The organism is Alcanivorax sp. MD8A, from assembly GCF_002888555.1.
In the GTDB taxonomy this organism is placed as follows: Bacteria; Pseudomonadota; Gammaproteobacteria; order Pseudomonadales; family Alcanivoracaceae; genus Alcanivorax.
Map to the genome: position 1 here is coordinate 79,053 of NZ_AQOQ01000011.1, position 17,161 is coordinate 96,213.

Below are 17,161 nucleotides of genomic sequence, written 5' to 3' on the forward strand. Positions count from 1 at the left end.
GCGCGATTTCGCGGTGGAACCACCGCTCCCACAAAACCTGGGATGCCCTCATTGTGGGAGCTTGCGTGCAAGCGAATGGTCAACCTATCGTCTGCAGGCAGACTCCCACAAAAAGATTTGTCCCTGGACTACACCTGGCGATTGGCGTCTGATTTTCCTCGCAGTTCATAGCTCGCTGCTCGTAGCTAAAAAAAGGCCGCGCCCATAGGGCGCGGCCTTTTTTGTGAGGATCATGGATCCAGCTTTGCGCTCTTAACGCAGCATATGCAGGAAGTGCATGTGCTTCTCGTACTGGTCCAGAACGTCGGCGATCACCTGGTCCTTGGTGTAGCCCATCAGGTCGTAATCCTGACCCCCTTCTTCCAGGAACACTTCCGCGCGGTAGTAGGTGTCCTTGTCCGCATGTTTCCTGGAATGGTCCAGCTGACGGATGGTCAGTGACGGGCGGGTATAGCCGCGTACCCGGACACCGTAAATGAAATCTATCTCGCCGCTGTGGCTGACTTCCAGATAGGCACGGTCGTCTTCATGGCGGATATCCACTTTCAGACCGTAGGTTTCCAGTTCGGCCGCCACAGTTTCCAGTGCCGGCTTTACGGTGGTTTCCAGAAACTCCAGTACCCTGGCCCGGATCGGGAAGTTGACCATGTTCTTGAGTCGGCTCTTCCATCCGCCTGCCGGGCGTTGATGGCCCACGTTCAACTCGGGAGGGGGCGCGACTGACGCCTGCAGACTGCGCAGACGGATGTTTTCCACCTTCAGCGAGCGCAGCAAGCCATAGGCGGCAATCAGCAGCACCAGGGAGAATGGCAGGGCAGCGGCAATAGTTGCCGACTGCAGCGCGCCCAGTCCGCCGGCGAGCATCAGGGCAATGGCGACAATGCCTTCAGAGCTCGCCCAGAACACGCGTTGCCATACCGGGGTGTCGTCATGGCCACCGGACGCCAGCATATCCACCACCATGGAGCCGGAGTCGGAGGAGGTGACGAAGAACACGATCACCATCAGCGTGGCGACGCCTGAAATAAACCCAGAGAAGGGGAATTGTTCCAGGAAGTGGAACAACGCCACCGACATGTTTTCGTTCACCAGGCCGCCCAGCTCGGCAAAGGTATTGCTCATGATCATGTTGATGGCAGAGTCGCCGAACACGGTCATCCAGAACAGGGTGAACCCGGCAGGCACGAACATGACGCCCATGGCGAATTCACGAATGGTACGGCCACGGGAAATACGGGCAATAAACAGACCCACAAAGGGCGACCAGGCGATCCACCAGCCCCAGTAGAAAATGGTCCAGCCGCCGACCCATGCCTGCGGGCCGCCGTCTTCCTTGGGTTGGTAGGCATACAGGTTGAACGTCATGCTGACCAGTTCAGACAGGTAGGCGCCCACGTTCTGCATGTAGGTTTTCATCAGGAAGACGGTAGGACCGAGGATCAGCACGAAGGCCAGTAGCAGAAAGGCGAGGCCCAGATTGAGTTCAGACAGGCGCCGAATCCCTGCGTCCAGCCCGGTGACCACGGAAATCGTGGCCAGGCCGGTGATGCCGATGATCAGGAATACCTGCACGGTGTCGCTGACCGGCAGATCAAACAGATAATTCAGCCCGGCGTTGACCTGCTGAACGCCAAAGCCCAGTGATGTGGCGACGCCCAGTACTGTGCCGACGACGGCGAAGATGTCTACCGCATGCCCAATGGGCCCATAGATCTTTTTGCCAATAATGGGGTAGAGCGCAGAGCGCAATGTGAGGGGCAGCCCGCGGCGGAAACTGAAGTAGGCGAGAATCAAGCCGACGATGGCGTAGATCGACCAGGCATGCAGACCCCAATGGAAGAACGTGACCCGCATGGCCTCTTTCGCGGCGGCAATACTGTTGGGCTCAGCCATCGGCGGGCTGGTGAAATGCATGATGGGTTCGGCGACACCAAAGAACATCAGGCCGATGCCCATGCCTGCGGAGAACAGCATGGCAAACCAGGAACTGTAGCTGTAGTCCGGCTCTGAATGGTCAGGCCCGAGCTTGATTTCACCGTAGCGGCTGATGCCCAGGAACGCGACCAGAGAAATAATGATGGCCACGGTAAGAACGTAAAACCAGCTGGCTTCTTCAAGCACGGCGAGTTTCAGGTTGTTGAAAAAATTGCCTGCGGTTTCAGGGGCAATGACGGAGAAAAGTACCAGACCCATGATGATGATCAGTGAGCCGTAGAAGACAGGGGGATTGATCTTGGTCTGGATGCCCGAGGTGGGTGTGCTCTCCTGCTCGGCAGAATCTGACATAGGAAGCTCCTTGTGCAGTTGGCAATCGGGAACCCTTCTATCTCAATCGAACGTTGCGTCCTTCAGGATAGTGACACAATGCAAGGGTGCGGCCGGTCATGGCAGAAACCGGTAATCACACCGCAGAGCACAATAACAATTGCAGTCAGTGGTTCCCTTGTGCCATCACCTTAACATAGGGGTGGCCCCTGTGTTGAGGCGGTGGTTTGATGTGGTTCTCGGGAGAACGCCAGCGGCGGGTTTACAACCGGCCGCTGCGTTTGAGCATCAGATACAGCTGGTTGAGCTGGGTCGGCATCTGCTGTGGGGTTGTCGCCGTCACCAGCGCTCCGGCGTGACGCAGGCGGGTGTGCAGCTGCTGGCGGGCCTGCTGCTCCTGGGCATCCGCACATACCTGCAGGGCTTCGTCAAAGTCGCCGGGGCGGCGACGCGACAGAGCTTGCTGTTCCGGCAACAGCATGTCGGCGACCAGTACCAGATGATGCCGTCGTAACAGGCTGACGGCGGTCATCAGGTCATCGCGGTCTTCCTGTTGCAGGCGGGTAATCAGCACCACCAGGGCCCTGCGCCGGGTGTGTCGCACCAGTTGGCGGGCCGCCAGACTGAAATCACTGGCATGGTGACTGGGGTGCAGGTCATACAGCCCATTGAGCAAATGGTTGATCCCTTGCTGACCCTGAACCGGTGGTAGCCAGCGCGGCTGGTCGCCGGAGAACAGCATGGCGCCGGCCTTGTCCTTTTGCTTGAGGGCGCTGAAGGCAAGCAGCAGGGCGGCGTTAAGGGCATGGTCGAAGCCGGTCAATTCACCCACCGGCATGGCCAGACGTCGGCCACCGTCGAGCATCAACAATACCTGCTGATTCTGTTCGTCCTGATATTCGCGGCTGATCAGGCTGCGGCGCCGGGCGGTCGCTTTCCAGTCGATCTGGCGCAGGCTGTCGCCGGGGTGATACTCGCGCAGCTGGTGAAACTCCATGCCTTCCCCGCGGCGGGGCTTGAGCCGGGTGCCGGTGAGCAGAAAGGCATGGCTGGCATCCAGCGCGCCCTGGCCTAGGCGCGAGAAGTCCGGGTAAACCGGCACGGTGCAAGCCGCCGGAGACACCTTGCGGCCTCGCCACAGGCCAAGGGCACTGGGCACCCAGAATTCCAGATCCCCGAATTCCGCGGGGCCGCGTCGAGCGGGTCGGTAGCTGTAGCTCAGCTCGGTAATTTCTTCGTCGGCCGGCGAGATCAGGCAGGGCAGGCCGGTGTCAGGGTCGTCGCCGGGGTGATGATCCGCCAGCAGGGTGCCGGGTTGCAGGGAGGCGCTTGTCAGGCGAACCCGGACGGTGTGAGGTTGTTGCACCGACAGCGCGCTGGGCAGACGGCGCTCGGCCAGGGGGGCGGGCATGCGCCGCAGTCGCCAGCCATCCAGTCCTGCCACAATCAGCACCACGGCACCCAACGCCCACCACAGTGCCCGCAGCGTTTGTGCGTCGAACAACAGCAGTGGCAAGGCCAGAGCCGCCCAAATGGCGATCATGGCCAGCAGCCGACGATCGGGTTTCATTGGCGTGGCGCTTCCACCTGGTCGAGCAGGCGCGACAGTACGGATTCGGGGGTCTGGCCTTCGATTTCGGCATCGGCACTGAGTTGAATGCGGTGACGCAGTACCGGGCGGGCGACTTGCTGGATGTCGTCCGGGGTCACAAAGTCTCGGCCTTCAAACAGGGCGTGCACCCGGGCGGCCCGGGCCACCGCGATACTGGCCCGGGGGCTGGCGCCGTGGCTCAGGCCGGCAAAATCGCGGGTGGTGCGGACAATCCGCAGCGCGTAATCGAGAACCTGCTCATCAATCAGGATGCCGTCACTGAGCTGGCGCATGGCCAGAAGGCCGGGGCCATCGGTGACCGGGGATAGGGAGTCCACATCGAGGCTGGCGCGAATGGTGCCGTCGAGCACCATGTTCACCAGGCGAGTCTCGTCGTGGTGGGCAGGGTAATCAATCATGACCTTGAACAGAAACCGGTCCAGTTCCGCTTCTGGCAGTGGGTAGGTCCCTTCCTGGTCCAGCGGGTTCTGGGTGGCCAGTACCATATAGGGTTCCTGCAGGCTGAAGGCCTTGCCTTCAATAGTAATCTGCCGCTCCTGCATCACCTCCAGCAATGCCGCCTGAGTCTTGGCCGGGGCGCGGTTGATCTCGTCGGCCAGCAATAACTGGGTGAAGGCCGGGCCGCGACGGATGCGAAATTGCTCGGTCTTCTGGTCATACATGGCATGGCCGGTGACATCGGTGGGCATCAGGTCCGGGGTGAACTGAATGCGGTTGAAGTCCAGTTCCAGCACCTTGGCCAGGCTGCGTACCAGCAGGGTCTTGCCGAGCCCCGGCACGCCCTCGATCAGGACATGGCCACCGCCGATCAGGGCAATCAGCACTTCGCGGACCACTTGCTGCTGTCCAATCAGCACCTGATTGAGGCGCTGTTCAATGCCTTGCGCAAGCTGGGTGGCATCGGCAAGCGTGGAAGGGGATGTCATGACAAGCTCCTTATTGTCTGGAGTAGCTGTACGGTTTGCAGCAGGTGTTCGCGGCTTTCCGGGTCGCCATACAAGGCGAGGCGTATCTGTTCTGCTCGGGTGTCCAGCCGCCGGCCGGCCAGGGCAAAGGCGGTATCCGGGTCTGGATGCAAGCGGTTGAGCACGCTGCCGGCCTGCTTGCGCAGGTCTCGCAGCAACGCGGCGTGTAGTCGGGTGCGCCACTGGAAGTAGCCGCTGGCATGCAGGTGCTGCAGATAATCGTGATGGTCACCGTCGTTGGCGGGATGCAGGGGGCCTTGACGGGGAATCCGATACCACAGCCACAGTCCCAGCAGGATTACCAGGGCACTGATCAGCTCGGGGGCGCGGCGCCACAGCCACTGCACCAGGGGTGGCATTTCCACTGAACGCACAAACCAGACCGGGCTATCCCCGGTGAGCCAGCCAAGCAACCAGGCGTGGTCGAAATAGAGCAAGTGATCGTTGTCCCACAGGCTCAAATCGGAAAGCACCGTGATCTGGCCGTCGCCAAGGGAAAGCTGAATCAACTGGCTGCCATGCTCGTTATCCGCCCAGCCGGTCACTTCCGTGGGCCACTGGCGGTGCGGGGCGATATCGTCTTCCTCATCCCAGCTGTCATGCCAGAGAACATGGTCGCTATAGAGTTGGATGTAGCGGTCGCGTTCACTGCCTTCACCGTGCAATAGCAGGGGTTCGGGTTGTTCCGGGGCATCACAAAACAGAGAGACACAGCTTTCACGCAGGTCGTCGTTATCGCTGTTCATGCAGTAGCGTAGCGGATCGCCGGCAAACAGCGGCATGGTGGCCAAAACGGCAATCAGGGGGTCTTCTTCCAGTTCCTGAAATTCATCCTCGTCTTCGAGGCGCCAGACGGTGATGCCCAATGGGTACAACAGAGGATCATTGTCTTGCCATTGCTGCTCGCTGGCGCTGGCCTCATCGCGGTTTTCCGGCAGGGGGCGCGCTGCGACGATCAGCTCACCGCCGGTTTCGACCCACTCCAGTAACTGGCTGACCTGGCTGTCGGTCATCAGGCCGCGGCGCTTGTCAAACACCAGCACCCGGGTGTTGTCGGGCAGGGGAAAAAGGGCGGCGGCGCTGAGGATGCGTTCGCTGGGTTGCTGGCGCTGCTGTAGCCAGGCTTGTGCGGCATGATAGGGGTTGCGCAGAACCGTGCTGTCCAGTGGCATGCGGTGCACCGCGGTCACCGGTTCGGTGAGGGCGTAATACCCGCCCACCATGGCGGCGATGACGCTCGCAATGACGACCGGTAGCCACTTACCCATGGGCGGTCTCCGCTTGACCCAGCGATTGCCAACGGCTCAGCAATGCCTTGACCTCGGCGGCCTGCACCGGACGGTGGGCCCAGGCAGTGCGCACCCAGGCATTGATCAGGTCGCCAAGAAACTGAAGTGCGGGAGTGCTGCCGTGATGCTGGCGCAGGGTCCGCAGGCAGTGCTGTTCGGTACTGCCCGCCGCCAGGGGGACCGGGTAGCGCTGCAGCATGGTGGCGAGGCTGGCGCGAAGCAGCAGCGAGAGTGCGCCGCGAATATCCTCTGCTTGCAGGCAAGCATTCACCGCACTGGCGATATCGTCAGGCAGGCTCTGGCGACGGATATCCAGCCCCGCCACATGCGTTGGGATCGCGTTCTGCGGCTGGCGCCCCGGAAGCCGGAAGCCCATCTGATTGACCACCTTCAATAGCAGCCAGACCACGACGCCCGCAAAGACTGCCCACACAATGCCCCATAACAAGCCGGATGGAATACTGAACGGCTTGTCGGCGCTGCCCCGTGATTCGCTGTTGGTCAGCCATTCGAACAGCTTTTTCCAGAGTGTTTCCCAGATACTGCTGTCTTCGCTGTCTTCGTCCTGATCCTTCCATTCCCGGTAAGTGAAGGTGTCGAAGGGCATGTAATCTTCGCCGGCGAGCAGTTCGATGACCTGCTGCTGCTCATCCTTGGTGTCAGCGGGCAGTGTTGCCTGTGCCTGTGCCTGTGCCGGTGGCGTCGGCAGCAGCAGGGCGCCGACCAGCAGGGCGAGGGCGGCGCTGGTGCCGGCCCGCGCCTTGCCGATGCGGGTCAGGCCCAGCTGCAGGTCCCAGCCTTCAAGCCAGGTGCGTTTGTTCAGGTAAAGCGAAAAGCCGCAGGCCACATACAAAGGCTCGGTGATGCACATGGCCAGATACAAACAGACCGAAGCCATCAGGCTTTGCAGATTACTTTCCTCGAAGAACCAGTCGCTCAGCTCCAGATTCAACTGCCAGGGCACCAGCATGTACACCAGCGCCATGAGTGCAAACGACATGAACTGTTCCAGGTGAATCATGACCACCGTCATCAACCAGGAACGGTTGGAGGGCGCGCGGTGCAGTACCTGCAAGCGTTGGTTCAGTTGCTGGCCGCGGGCTCCTTCCAATTGCCACACCGGGGTATTGAAACTGCGTGACGGGCTGAAGCGGCGCCAGGTGAGCTGGGCAAACAGGCCCGGCAGGGCATAGCGCGGCCAGCGGCGAAACAGTTGCCGAAGGCTCAGTTCTTCAGCAAACAGGGCATGGCTGTACCAGGCCAGCAACGGCCGTTCCCACAGGGGTTTTAGCCACCAGAACAGCAGCAACGGCCACCAGGCTTCCTGCGACGTGGCAAGCCATAGCAGCAGGCCGTAGGGAATCAGGGTGAAGGCCAGCCAGGTGCGTATCACCGGCCAGGCCCAGCGACGGAACAGGCGGGTGCCGAGATCCACTGCCTGCCAGGGGCTGCGTGGAGCAAGCCGGGCGCTAGCGTTTTCGAGATCCATCCCGTCCCCCGAAAATCAGATAAAGATACAGCAGCCCCCAGCACGCGGCCCCAACCGCGTACTTCACCATCGGCTCGAACTCCCGTGGTGACCAGAATGCTTCAATAAAGGCGGCCAGCAGTAGCAGGGTAAAGACCCCGTACATGGTCGGTAAGGCATCACGGGCGGCCAGTCGCAGGGCATCCAGCCGGGTATAGGCGCCGGGTGCAATGATGGCCCAGCCCAGCCTCAGTCCGGCGCCGCCAGCCAGCACAATGGCGGTCAGTTCCGGCGCGCCATGGGCAATCACAAAGGTGAAGAAAGGCTGGTCGCCCCCGACATTAATCAGGTGTGCGGCAATGGCGCCAAAAAAGCTGCCGTTGAACAGCATTACCACAATGGCGCCAACACCGAGCAGCAGGCCACCGGCAAAGGTGCGGAAGGCGATACCGATATTGTTCTTGATGTAGAAGCCGAACATCACCACATCGTCTTCGCCGGTGCGGCCTTCATGGACGTTTACGTCACTGCCTTCCGGCTGGTACATCATCTCGATGTCAGCCAGGGAGCTTTCGTCCAGCACGGTGTAGACCATGTCCGGTTGTTGCTGCACCAGCCACCAGGCCAGGGCAATAGACAGGACAAAGCTGAGCGCGCTGATCAGGTGCCACTGCCATTGCCGGCGAACGGCCTGGGGGAAGCCATGGGCGAAGAACTGGCCAATGCGTTCTGCCAGCGGCGGGTTGTAACGATACAGCTGACGGTGGGCGCGCAGCACCAGGTTATTCAAATACTGTTGCAGCTCCAGGCTGTAGCTGCGTTCACGAGCGAGGGCCAGTTGATGGCAGAGTTGGCGGTAGTCGCCCACAAAGTGATCCAGCGGTAACGCCTTGCGGCGGCTGACGCGCACCGCTTCCAGCTGGGTGAGCTGTTGTTCCAGTGATTCCCAGCCCGGCCGATATTGTTGTTCGAAGCGGATTTGTTTCACCGCGCTCCCTCCATCAGAAAGCGGGTCACGGCCTGCAGTTTCTTCAACGCCAGCGGTGGGCTCAATTCCGGATAGGCAAGCTGCGCCAGTTCCTGCTGGCGTGCTTCGGAAAACTGCTCATGGCGTTCCTGAAAGGCCAGCAAAGCCAGTTGGTCGTCCCGATTGAGTGACCAGTCTGGTGCTTCGTTATGGCCTTGGTCGTTCTTGCTGGACGTGGCGGGGTTTTCCACATGAATGACTAGGGTGTTGGCCGCCATATCGCCAAGACGTTGAAAGCGCGGGCTGATCAGCGTGCTGACAAAACCGAGCAGGTAAAACAGGGGAAAGGCATCGGCGGTACGCAGCAGGTTGCGGATCAGGCTGCCGTTAAAGCTCAACGGGCTGCCATTGCTGTGCACCACGGCGATTCCCATCCACTTCTTGCCGGGTGTCTGGCCATGACGAAGGGCTTCAAACAGGGTCGGGTAAAACCATTCCAGCAGGAACAGGGTAATCAGCATCAGCCCGGTACCCGCTTTGCCTGCCAGGCTCAATAACAAGGCGACGATGGCAAAGATCAGCAACCGCAATAGCAGATCAATGCCGTAGGCCATGGCACGGGTGACGGGCCCGGCTAATGACAAGGTCAGCAGCGCCCCTTCCGGCGTTTCAATTTCCAGCCGGTCGTCAATCCGCATGCGGTTCCTGCGGTTGGGCGGCTTTTTGCTGGCCAACGCGAATCTGCATGGCTGCCAGCACAAACAGCATCACCGTGAGGGTGGTCTTGGCGATGGCGAGGGTGCGCACCGGCGGCGGATCGAGTAGCTGTACCGCGTAACCACAAAAATAGAACAACAGGACAAAGCACAGCCAGGTGGCCTGACGCTTGTTGCCATCTATCACTGCCGGCAGCATCACGATCAAGGGGGTATAAAGCACCGCTGCGATGATCAGGGTAGAGACCAAATGGGTGTCCGGCGGCGCCAGGCTGAACAAACCGGTGATTCCCACCAGCAGTAACAGCGCATAGGTGATGCGCAGAAGAAGCAGAATCATTAACGGGCCTTCAATTGTTTTGCCAGTTCGCCCAGGCGTTTGCCCAGGGTTCTGGCCACGGAAATTTCATGATCGGTCAGGGTCGGATCGCTGTGGGTTCCGGAAACATGGGTCGGGCCGTAGGGGGTGCCCCCCGTGGTGGTCTCGACCAGGGCGGTTTCCGAGTAGGGCACCCCGGTAATGACCATGCCGTGGTGGAGCAGGGGCGTCATCATCGAGAGCAGGGTGCTTTCCTGTCCACCGTGCAGACTGCTGGTGGCGCTGAATACGCCAGCGGGTTTGCCGATCAGCGCGCCTTTCATCCACAGTTCACTGGTCTGGTCGATGAAATATTTCATCGGCGCGGCCATATTGCCAAAACGGGTGGGGGAGCCAAGCGCGAGCCCGGCACAGCCGCTCAGGTCGTCCAGGGTGCAATAGGGGGCGCCGCTCTCCGGCACCGGGGCGGCTGTGCTTTCATGGTCGGCGCTGATGGCGGGTACAGTGCGCAGACGCGCTTCCAGCCCTGTTCCCTCGATGCCACGAGCGACTTGCCTGGCCAGGTTGGCCACGCTGCCGTTGCGGCTGTAGTAAAGCACCAGTACATAATCCGTCATGCCATCGGCCTTGTTGTTATGATTTCAGCAGGTCCAGCACATTTTCCGGCGGCCGTCCCAGTACCGCCTTGTTGCCCTTTACGACGATAGGGCGCTCGATCAGCTTGGGGTATTGAACCATGGCGGCAATGACATCGTCATCGCTGCTGTCTTTGCTCAGCCCCGCGCTTTTGTAATCGGCTTCCTTGTTGCGTACCAGATCGTGGGCTCGGCCCAGCCCCAATTGTTCGACCAGTGTTGTCAGGGTGCTCGCATCCGGGGTGTCGTCCAGATACTTTACTATGGTGGGCGCAACGCCGTTGTCTTCCAGCAGGGCCAGGGTCTGGCGAGACTTGGAACAGCGCGGGTTATGATAAATCGTGTAATCCGTCATGGCTTTGCATATTCAGTGAATTCGCCGGTCATTGTAAGCTGCCGGCCACCCGTGGCAAGGAGAAGGACGCCATTTCTATGCCGGAACCGATGGAAAAGGATGATGAGCTGATCCCGGTGCGGGCGCGATACGATTCCATTCGCGCCTTTGCCGGTTTGCTGGTGCGTCAGTTCAATGAAGACGGCTGTCGTCAGAGTGCTGCCGCGCTGACCTATACCACCCTGTTTGCCATCGTGCCGGTGATGACGGTGAGCTTTGCCGTATTGGCATCGGTGCCGGCCCTGAAAGACAAGGGCGCCCAATTCCAGCAGTGGGCATTCAATTATTTTGTTCCTTCCGCGGGCAACATGATGCTGGATCATCTTCAGTCTTTTGCCCGGCAGGCCTCCAATCTCACCGGGCTGGGGATTGTGTTTCTGGTGGTGACCTCGGTGCTGATGCTGCACACCATCGAGCAGACCCTGAATCGCATCTGGAAGGTGCGGGGCGGGCGCAAGGGGCTGACCAGTCTGTTGATGTACTGGGCGGTGCTGTCGTTGGGCCCCATCTGTCTTGGGGCGGGGCTCGCCATCTCGTCCTACCTGACATCGCAGGCGATCTTCAACGAGACCCTGACCTTTCTTGGTGGTGCACGCTTCTGGCTGACGCTGCTGCCGTTTCTGTTCACCACTATCATGCTGACTCTGCTGTATACCGTGGTGCCCAATACCAGTATCCCGTTTCGGCAGGGGGTGCTGGGGGCCGCAGTCGCGGCACTGTTGTTTGAGCTGGCTAAAGGGGGCTTTACCTTCTTCATCAAGCAGGCACCCAGCTACCAGGTGGTGTACGGGGCGTTTGCGGCGGTGCCGGTGTTCCTGTTGTGGATCTACATTTCCTGGATGATCGTGCTCGGCGGGGCGGAACTGGTGCGGGCGCTGGTGGTATTTCATGAATATCGCAGCAAGGTGCCCCGTATGCATGCCCTGATGCGCCTGTTGCATGTGTTTTGGGAGCGTCAGCAGCACGGTAAACTGCTGAGTAGTCGGGAAGTGCGCAGGGTGATGCGCCAATCCGGGATCTCGCAATGGGATGAATTCCGCAATTTGCTGCTGGATGCCCGTCTGATCCGCCGCACCGAAGAGGGCGGTTATGTATTGTCACGGGACTTGCGTAATCTGACCCTGGGGCAGCTGGTGTCCATGCTGCCCTGGCCGGCCCATACCCAGTTGCGGGTGCGCCATCAGGAGCAGATTACCCCCTGGGAGCAGCAGCTCAAAAGCCGCATGGATTCAGCCCGGCAGGAGATGATGGCGCCCCTGGATGTCTCACTGGATGCGCTGTTTCGTGACGAAAAGGCTGTCGGCAATGATCAGCGGGAGAGCTCGAATGAATAAACACGTACTGGTATCCGGCGTCGTCCAGGGAGTAGGCTACCGCGCCTGGACCCAGCGTGAAGCCGGTCGACGGGGCCTGGTCGGTTGGGTTCGGAATCTTGCCGATGGCCGTGTGGAAGCTTTGCTGCAAGGGGATGAGGATACCGTCGCCGATATGCTCGATGCCCTGCACCAGGGCCCCGCCATGGCACAGGTGACCGCAGTGGGTGTGCAGGCGAGTGATGCGCCACTGTCCAATCATTTTGAGGTACGCGGATGAAACAGGTAGAGCTGGTCAATGGAGACCTGCGTTTTCCCGCCCTGATGGCCGGCGAAGGGGAGCCGGTCATCCTGTTGCACGGTTTTCCGGACACCTATGAAAACTGGGCCGTACAGATCAATGCCATTGCCGAGGCTGGCTATACCGCCATCGCGCCGGCATTGCGGGGCTATGCGCCCAGTTGCCAGCCCGGTAATGGGGATTATTCCCTGTATGCCGCGGTAGACGATCTGATGGTCTTTGCCGCCCAGCTGGGCGGCCGGGTGCATTTGATCGGTCACGACTGGGGCGCGGCGGTGGGCTACCTGGCCTGTGCCCAGGCCCCGGAGACCTTCTGCTCGTTCAGTGCCCTTGCAATTCCGCCGCTGCGACGTCTTCCACAGGCGCTGATCAAGGTGCCTGAGCAGGTATTGCTGAGTGGTTACATGCAGTTCTTTCAGCTGCCCATCGCCCCGGAACGCTGGCTGAAACGGGGGGATCTGTCCGGGGTGGAAAGCCTCTGGCTGCGCTGGTCCCCTGATTGGGATCCGGCCATGTATCTGGATAACGCCAAACACACTCTCGCCGAACCCGGCGTGATCCCCGCCGCATTGGCCTGGTACCGCTCGCTGTTCAAGGTCTGGAAGAAAGAACACCGTAAGGCGCGGGCCTGGCTGGGCCGTGACATTGCCACCCCGACACAGATCCTGATCGGGGAAAACGATGGTTGCATGAGCCCAAGGCTGTTGGAGCACACCCTGGTGGAAAGTGATTTCACCGCCGGGGTCGAGCTGCAAACCCTTGCCGGGGCAGGGCATTTTCTGCATTTGGAAAAGCCCGAAGAGGTCAACCGGCACCTCATCCGGTTGCTCAAATCCACCGAATGTGACTGTTCCCTGTAACGAACAGGGCAAAAGCGGGTTTTCTCCTTCTGTGGGGGCTGGGCTATACTACCGCCCCCAAATTCAGTCCCAGCAGGAGTTCCCCCATGACGGTGATTCGCCAGGATGACCTGATCCAGAGCGTCGCAGATGCCTTGCAGTACATCTCTTACTATCATCCGGTGGATTTCATCCGCGCGGTGAAAGAAGCCTACGAAAAGGAAGAGAGCAAGGCCGCCAAGGACGCCATGGCGCAGATCCTGATCAACTCCCGCATGGCTGCCATGGGCCGTCGCCCCATCTGTCAGGACACCGGCATCGTCACCGTGTTTGCCAAAGTGGGCATGAACGTGACTTTCGAAGGCGACATGAGCCTCGATGACATGATCAACGAAGGGGTACGCCGCGCCTACAACCACCCGGACAACGTCCTGCGTGCCTCGGTGCTGGCGGACCCGGATGGCAAGCGCGCCAACACCAAAGACAACACCCCTGCGGTCATCAACTACTCCATCGTGCCCGGCGATACCCTGGAAATCGACGTGGCAGCGAAAGGCGGTGGCTCTGAAGCCAAATCCAAGTTCGCCATGCTCAACCCGTCCGATTCCGTGGTGGACTGGGTACTGGAACAGATTCCGAAAATGGGCGCTGGCTGGTGTCCGCCAGGCATGCTGGGCATCGGCATCGGTGGTACCGCCGAAAAAGCCATGCTGATCGCCAAAGAAGCCCTGATGGACCCCATCGACATTCACGAGCTGCAGGCCCGTGGTGCCCAGACCCGTTCTGAAGAACTGCGTCTGGAGCTGTTTGAAAAAGTGAATGCTCTCGGGGTTGGCGCCCAGGGCCTGGGTGGCCTGACCACCGTGCTGGACGTGAAAGTGGTGGATTACCCCACCCACGCCGCCAACAAACCGGTCGCGCTGATCCCCAACTGTGCCGCCACCCGCCACGCCCACTTTATTCTCGATGGCACCGGCCCGGCTGACCTGAAAGCCCCGGACCTGGAAGAATGGCCCGACATTGCCTGGGGCAACGATGAAGGCGCCAAGCGCGTTAACCTGGACACCATCACCCCGGAAGAAGTGCAGACCTGGCAGCCCGGCGATACCCTGCTGTTGTCCGGCAAGCTGCTCACCGGCCGTGACGCGGCCCACAAGCGCATGGTCGACATGATTTCCAAAGGCGAAAAACTGCCGGTGGACTTCACCAACCGCTTTATCTACTACGTAGGGCCGGTCGATCCGGTGCGCGAAGAAGTGGTCGGCCCGGCAGGCCCCACCACTGCCACCCGCATGGACAAGTTCACTCGCACCATGCTGGAAGAAACCGGCCTGATCGGCATGGTGGGTAAAGCCGAGCGTGGTGATGCGGCCATCGAAGCCATCAAGGACAACAAGGCCGTGTACCTCATGGCCGTCGGCGGCGCTGCCTACCTGGTTTCCAAAGCCATCCGCAAATCCCGTGTGGCGGCCTTTGAAGACCTGGGCATGGAAGCCATCTACGAATTCGAAGTGGAAGACATGCCCGTCACCGTAGCCGTGGATTCTGAAGGCGAATCCGTACACAAAACCGGCCCGGTCATCTGGAAAAAGAAGATCGCCGAAAAGAGCGCATAGTACGTACTACAGCTAAACGAAAAAGCCGCGCACCGCGCGGCTTTTTTATAACGAAATCCCCCAATCGCACTTGCCTCCGTAGGAGCCATGCTCGCATGGCGATCCCGAGCCAAAGCGAGGAAAAAAGTACCCCCAAGGCTTTCCCTTCCCCCTCACACAACCCCTCTGTTTTCACCCGCATACAAGTTGAATTTGTAGGATATGGCTTACATAAATTTGCTTATTGTTCGGGTAGAGTCGATTTGTGCTCTAAAAGAGTCAGATAAATATGGAACACCGCGAGTCACAGTGCCTATTGATGATTAATTTGAAAATTTTGAGGCGATAACGAGGGGAAAATGAGAGTTCATGGAATAACGATTCTAGTAGTAGCCGCTGGTCTCTCGGGCGGAGTGTTTGCTGAGTATCAAGGAAAAGGGGGAATGACAAAATTTGATGTAGCCTCTGAGGCCTATGTCTATCACTATGAAAATGGCTTTACCGGTGAAGATGCCATGAGTTGGGACCCCAATCTTCAGTTCGCTTGGTCAAGAGCTGGCGCAGCCAAGACCTGTGATGTCGCTTTTGATAAAGAGAAAGTCATTGATGGATTAATCGAGGAATACGGTGATCCTTCATTGAAAGAGGATTTTATGGAGCGATTCAAACACGATATGAATGGCATCGAGTTCCATCACCTCCAAAGCAAAAAAATTGAAGGTTTCTGTACTGCTGAACGAATCAAGGAAGTGAAATCCCTGATTTCAGACTTTGAGGCTGGGAAATTTCCAAAGCCGTTTTAAAGATATGACACTTGGGCTAGGTCCTAGCTCGTGAGTCTTCAAGACAAAGCTAACTCTAGTTTTGTGGTTGACGCATGATGCAAGACCTGGCTCCAGATGCAGGCCAGTGTCTACTTTGGGTGGAGAGGATTAGGTATCGCCATGGAGAAAGCATGAACATACTTGAAATAGCACAAACAGGTGGGGCTATTTTGGTTTCATTAGGTGGGGCTGGTGCCATTATGATGGGGTTGTCATCTTGGCTAGGAAAAGTTTGGGCTACAAAAATTCTTGAAGAGGATAAAAATAAATATAAAACGGCGCTAGAGCAGCTTAAATCTCAGTATCAGCTAGATGTAGAAAAGAACAAGTCTGTTTTTCTACGGTACTCTGAATCACAATTTAATTTATACAATACTGTCTGGGTTGCCCTGTGCGATCTCGAAAAATCGGCCGACCAACTATGGGCGGCAGCAACAAGAGCCTACGTAAAGGATTTTGCAAAATCACTATCAGAAGCCAAGCACGAAGTAAGAAAAGGGGCGCTGATAATTGAGGACGAACATTATCAGAGTCTATTAGAACTATTCGGTGAGTTTGAAGGTTTTCAGTTTGGAAAGTCCAAGCTACTTCAGCTCCGCCGTGAGAGAGAGCGCCTAGATAACCTGGATGAGTATGAAATACGCTCGGTTATTGATAATAACGGTGAAATTCGTGACCGATTTAAAATTATCCTAGATGAAGTAAAAGCTAAGTTTAGTAGTCAGCTCAAAGGCGAATACCTTGAAAATCTCTGACAAAGCGCTCATGAGGTCATGATTCAGGGTCAGGTATTGCCCCGTGCTTAAGATGGAAAAAGGAAAGACCTAACCCCGAGTTTCGAAAGCATGTTGCCGGACTGGTTTTCTACCGCGATCCAAACCCGCCGCAAATGCGGTCGTTATGTAAGGTAAGTATCGAGTTATTTAATGGGAATAATTTCTGTTATTGCTACTGTACACAGGGATAATGGCGCTGCGGATTCCGAAGCGTTGGCTGATATTTTGAAGCTAGTATCGCCAGATGTAATTTTCCTTGAAACACCGCCGGGTCAAATGGAGCATTATTTTTCAAAGGAAACTTTAGAGAGCCGGGCTATTCAGATCCTTTCTAAGCATCAACCTATAGACCTTATTCCTGTTGATATTCATGTTATGGATAAGGCTGAGATGCTCATATTTGATAGACTATTCGATTTCCTAGAGAACTATGGTGTTGAGGTTGCTAGGTCTATACATGAGCGCATTTATTCCAGTACACGCTCTCAGGGCTTTTCATTTCTCAATAGTACTGATTACATTGAATCGCAGTCTGGGCTTGAGAGGCTCGATGACCACATAGTTGAAACTAAAGGCGACGAGATCATCCAGGGCTTGTATGAAAAGTGGAAGGAGGCCCAAGCAAGTAGAGAGCACGCGATGATCGCGAACATCGCTTATTATTGCAAGAGTCAGAATTTTGATCACGCGGTCTTCTTGATTGGTGCAGCTCATATTCGTTCATTGCGCGGAATGATCGAAAGAAGCAAGGGCGATTTTATTGATACAGAGTGGCGGTTCAGTGTCTAACGGGCGGCCTAAGTAAATAACAAGGCAATGCAGTGTGTCCGCGGAGCTGGGGGCCGGTCTTGCTCCAGGCAAGACCTGACCCCGGACGCACGAG

Annotated in this window: 17 protein-coding genes; 7 read left to right on the forward strand and 10 right to left on the reverse strand. The window is 58.1% G+C overall.

The genetic code is table 11. The features are described 5' to 3' along the window. Positions 1-252: 252 nt before the first annotated feature. From A15D_RS07815 to arsC, 10 genes are all read right to left on the reverse strand, one after another. A complete protein-coding gene (locus A15D_RS07815; RefSeq protein WP_102791463.1) occupies positions 253-2,286 on the reverse strand; it encodes a choline BCCT transporter BetT in 2,034 nt (677 codons plus the stop codon). A 241-nt stretch (positions 2,287-2,527) separates the two neighbouring features. Beyond that, a complete protein-coding gene (locus A15D_RS07820; RefSeq protein ID WP_102791464.1) occupies positions 2,528-3,835 on the reverse strand; it encodes a DUF58 domain-containing protein in 1,308 nt (435 codons plus the stop codon). Beyond that, positions 3,832-4,803, reverse strand: coding sequence for a MoxR family ATPase (locus A15D_RS07825; RefSeq protein WP_102791465.1), 972 nt, complete (start codon positions 4,801-4,803; stop codon positions 3,832-3,834). Before A15D_RS07825 ends, A15D_RS07820 begins: the two co-directional genes overlap by 4 nt. Then, positions 4,800-6,110, reverse strand: a complete 1,311-nt coding sequence (locus A15D_RS07830) for a DUF4350 domain-containing protein (RefSeq protein ID WP_102791466.1) — start codon at positions 6,108-6,110, stop codon at positions 4,800-4,802. The genes A15D_RS07825 and A15D_RS07830 overlap by 4 nt, the downstream gene beginning before the upstream one ends. Then, the gene (locus tag A15D_RS07835; RefSeq protein WP_102791467.1) at positions 6,103-7,620 is read right to left on the reverse strand and encodes a DUF4129 domain-containing protein; all 1,518 of its coding nucleotides are present in this window, start codon (positions 7,618-7,620) and stop codon (positions 6,103-6,105) included. Before A15D_RS07835 ends, A15D_RS07830 begins: the two co-directional genes overlap by 8 nt. Next, positions 7,601-8,587, reverse strand: a complete 987-nt coding sequence (locus A15D_RS07840) for a stage II sporulation protein M (protein WP_022986698.1) — start codon at positions 8,585-8,587, stop codon at positions 7,601-7,603. The genes A15D_RS07835 and A15D_RS07840 overlap by 20 nt, the downstream gene beginning before the upstream one ends. Beyond that, entirely contained in the window at positions 8,584-9,264 is a 681-nt protein-coding gene (locus tag A15D_RS07845) for an RDD family protein (RefSeq protein WP_102791468.1), read from the reverse strand. Before A15D_RS07845 ends, A15D_RS07840 begins: the two co-directional genes overlap by 4 nt. Next, on the reverse strand, positions 9,254-9,622 hold the full coding sequence (locus tag A15D_RS07850; RefSeq protein WP_022986696.1) for a DUF2069 domain-containing protein: 369 nt from the start codon (positions 9,620-9,622) through the stop codon (positions 9,254-9,256). The genes A15D_RS07845 and A15D_RS07850 overlap by 11 nt, the downstream gene beginning before the upstream one ends. Beyond that, entirely contained in the window at positions 9,622-10,218 is a 597-nt protein-coding gene (gene wrbA, locus A15D_RS07855; RefSeq protein WP_022986695.1) for an NAD(P)H:quinone oxidoreductase, read from the reverse strand. The genes A15D_RS07850 and wrbA overlap by 1 nt, the downstream gene beginning before the upstream one ends. A gap of 16 nt (positions 10,219-10,234) precedes the next feature. Further along, the gene (gene arsC, locus A15D_RS07860; protein WP_102791469.1) at positions 10,235-10,591 is read right to left on the reverse strand and encodes an arsenate reductase (glutaredoxin); all 357 of its coding nucleotides are present in this window, start codon (positions 10,589-10,591) and stop codon (positions 10,235-10,237) included. 77 nt (positions 10,592-10,668) lie between these two features. Between arsC and A15D_RS07865 the strand changes: the two genes are divergently transcribed. The 7 genes from A15D_RS07865 to A15D_RS07895 all read left to right on the forward strand — a co-directional run bounded on the left by A15D_RS07865 (position 10,669) and on the right by A15D_RS07895 (position 17,067). Further along, positions 10,669-11,964, forward strand: a complete 1,296-nt coding sequence (locus A15D_RS07865) for a YihY family inner membrane protein (protein ID WP_233192154.1) — start codon at positions 10,669-10,671, stop codon at positions 11,962-11,964. Further along, positions 11,957-12,223 carry an acylphosphatase gene (locus A15D_RS07870; protein WP_102791470.1) on the forward strand — a complete coding sequence of 89 codons (267 nt, stop codon included), beginning with the start codon at positions 11,957-11,959 and terminating at the stop codon, positions 12,221-12,223. The genes A15D_RS07865 and A15D_RS07870 overlap by 8 nt, the downstream gene beginning before the upstream one ends. Continuing rightward, positions 12,220-13,104, forward strand: coding sequence for an alpha/beta fold hydrolase (locus A15D_RS07875; RefSeq protein ID WP_102791471.1), 885 nt, complete (start codon positions 12,220-12,222; stop codon positions 13,102-13,104). The genes A15D_RS07870 and A15D_RS07875 overlap by 4 nt, the downstream gene beginning before the upstream one ends. Before the next feature lie 86 nt (positions 13,105-13,190). Continuing rightward, positions 13,191-14,699, forward strand: coding sequence for a fumarate hydratase (locus A15D_RS07880; RefSeq protein WP_102791472.1), 1,509 nt, complete (start codon positions 13,191-13,193; stop codon positions 14,697-14,699). 338 nt (positions 14,700-15,037) lie between these two features. Further along, positions 15,038-15,481: a hypothetical protein gene (locus tag A15D_RS07885; protein ID WP_146026861.1), complete on the forward strand. Its 444-nt coding sequence runs from the start codon at positions 15,038-15,040 to the stop codon at positions 15,479-15,481. Positions 15,482-15,633: 152 nt separating this feature from the next. Further along, entirely contained in the window at positions 15,634-16,257 is a 624-nt protein-coding gene (locus tag A15D_RS07890; protein ID WP_102791474.1) for a hypothetical protein, read from the forward strand. Between the two features lie 171 nt (positions 16,258-16,428). Next, on the forward strand, positions 16,429-17,067 hold the full coding sequence (locus A15D_RS07895; protein ID WP_102791475.1) for a hypothetical protein: 639 nt from the start codon (positions 16,429-16,431) through the stop codon (positions 17,065-17,067). Positions 17,068-17,161 lie beyond the last annotated feature (94 nt).

Excerpts from the sequence above, each read along its gene's own strand:
- A15D_RS07875 (WP_102791471.1), top strand. The coding sequence starts at position 12,220 with ATGAAACAGGTAGAGCTGGTCAATGGAGACCTGCGTTTTCCCGCCCTG.
- A15D_RS07850 (WP_022986696.1), bottom strand. The coding sequence starts at position 9,622 with ATGATTCTGCTTCTTCTGCGCATCACCTATGCGCTGTTACTGCTGGTG.
- A15D_RS07885 (WP_146026861.1), top strand. The coding sequence starts at position 15,038 with ATGAGAGTTCATGGAATAACGATTCTAGTAGTAGCCGCTGGTCTCTCG.
- A15D_RS07845 (WP_102791468.1), bottom strand. The coding sequence starts at position 9,264 with ATGCGGATTGACGACCGGCTGGAAATTGAAACGCCGGAAGGGGCGCTG.
- A15D_RS07895 (WP_102791475.1), top strand. The coding sequence starts at position 16,429 with ATGGGAATAATTTCTGTTATTGCTACTGTACACAGGGATAATGGCGCT.
- A15D_RS07830 (WP_102791466.1), bottom strand. The coding sequence starts at position 6,110 with ATGGGTAAGTGGCTACCGGTCGTCATTGCGAGCGTCATCGCCGCCATG.
- A15D_RS07890 (WP_102791474.1), top strand. The coding sequence starts at position 15,634 with ATGAACATACTTGAAATAGCACAAACAGGTGGGGCTATTTTGGTTTCA.
- A15D_RS07825 (WP_102791465.1), bottom strand. The coding sequence starts at position 4,803 with ATGACATCCCCTTCCACGCTTGCCGATGCCACCCAGCTTGCGCAAGGC.
- A15D_RS07870 (WP_102791470.1), top strand. The coding sequence starts at position 11,957 with ATGAATAAACACGTACTGGTATCCGGCGTCGTCCAGGGAGTAGGCTAC.
- A15D_RS07865 (WP_233192154.1), top strand. The coding sequence starts at position 10,669 with ATGCCGGAACCGATGGAAAAGGATGATGAGCTGATCCCGGTGCGGGCG.
- arsC (WP_102791469.1), bottom strand. The coding sequence starts at position 10,591 with ATGACGGATTACACGATTTATCATAACCCGCGCTGTTCCAAGTCTCGC.
- wrbA (WP_022986695.1), bottom strand. The coding sequence starts at position 10,218 with ATGACGGATTATGTACTGGTGCTTTACTACAGCCGCAACGGCAGCGTG.
- A15D_RS07815 (WP_102791463.1), bottom strand. The coding sequence starts at position 2,286 with ATGTCAGATTCTGCCGAGCAGGAGAGCACACCCACCTCGGGCATCCAG.
- A15D_RS07880 (WP_102791472.1), top strand. The coding sequence starts at position 13,191 with ATGACGGTGATTCGCCAGGATGACCTGATCCAGAGCGTCGCAGATGCC.
- A15D_RS07835 (WP_102791467.1), bottom strand. The coding sequence starts at position 7,620 with ATGGATCTCGAAAACGCTAGCGCCCGGCTTGCTCCACGCAGCCCCTGG.
- A15D_RS07820 (WP_102791464.1), bottom strand. The coding sequence starts at position 3,835 with ATGAAACCCGATCGTCGGCTGCTGGCCATGATCGCCATTTGGGCGGCT.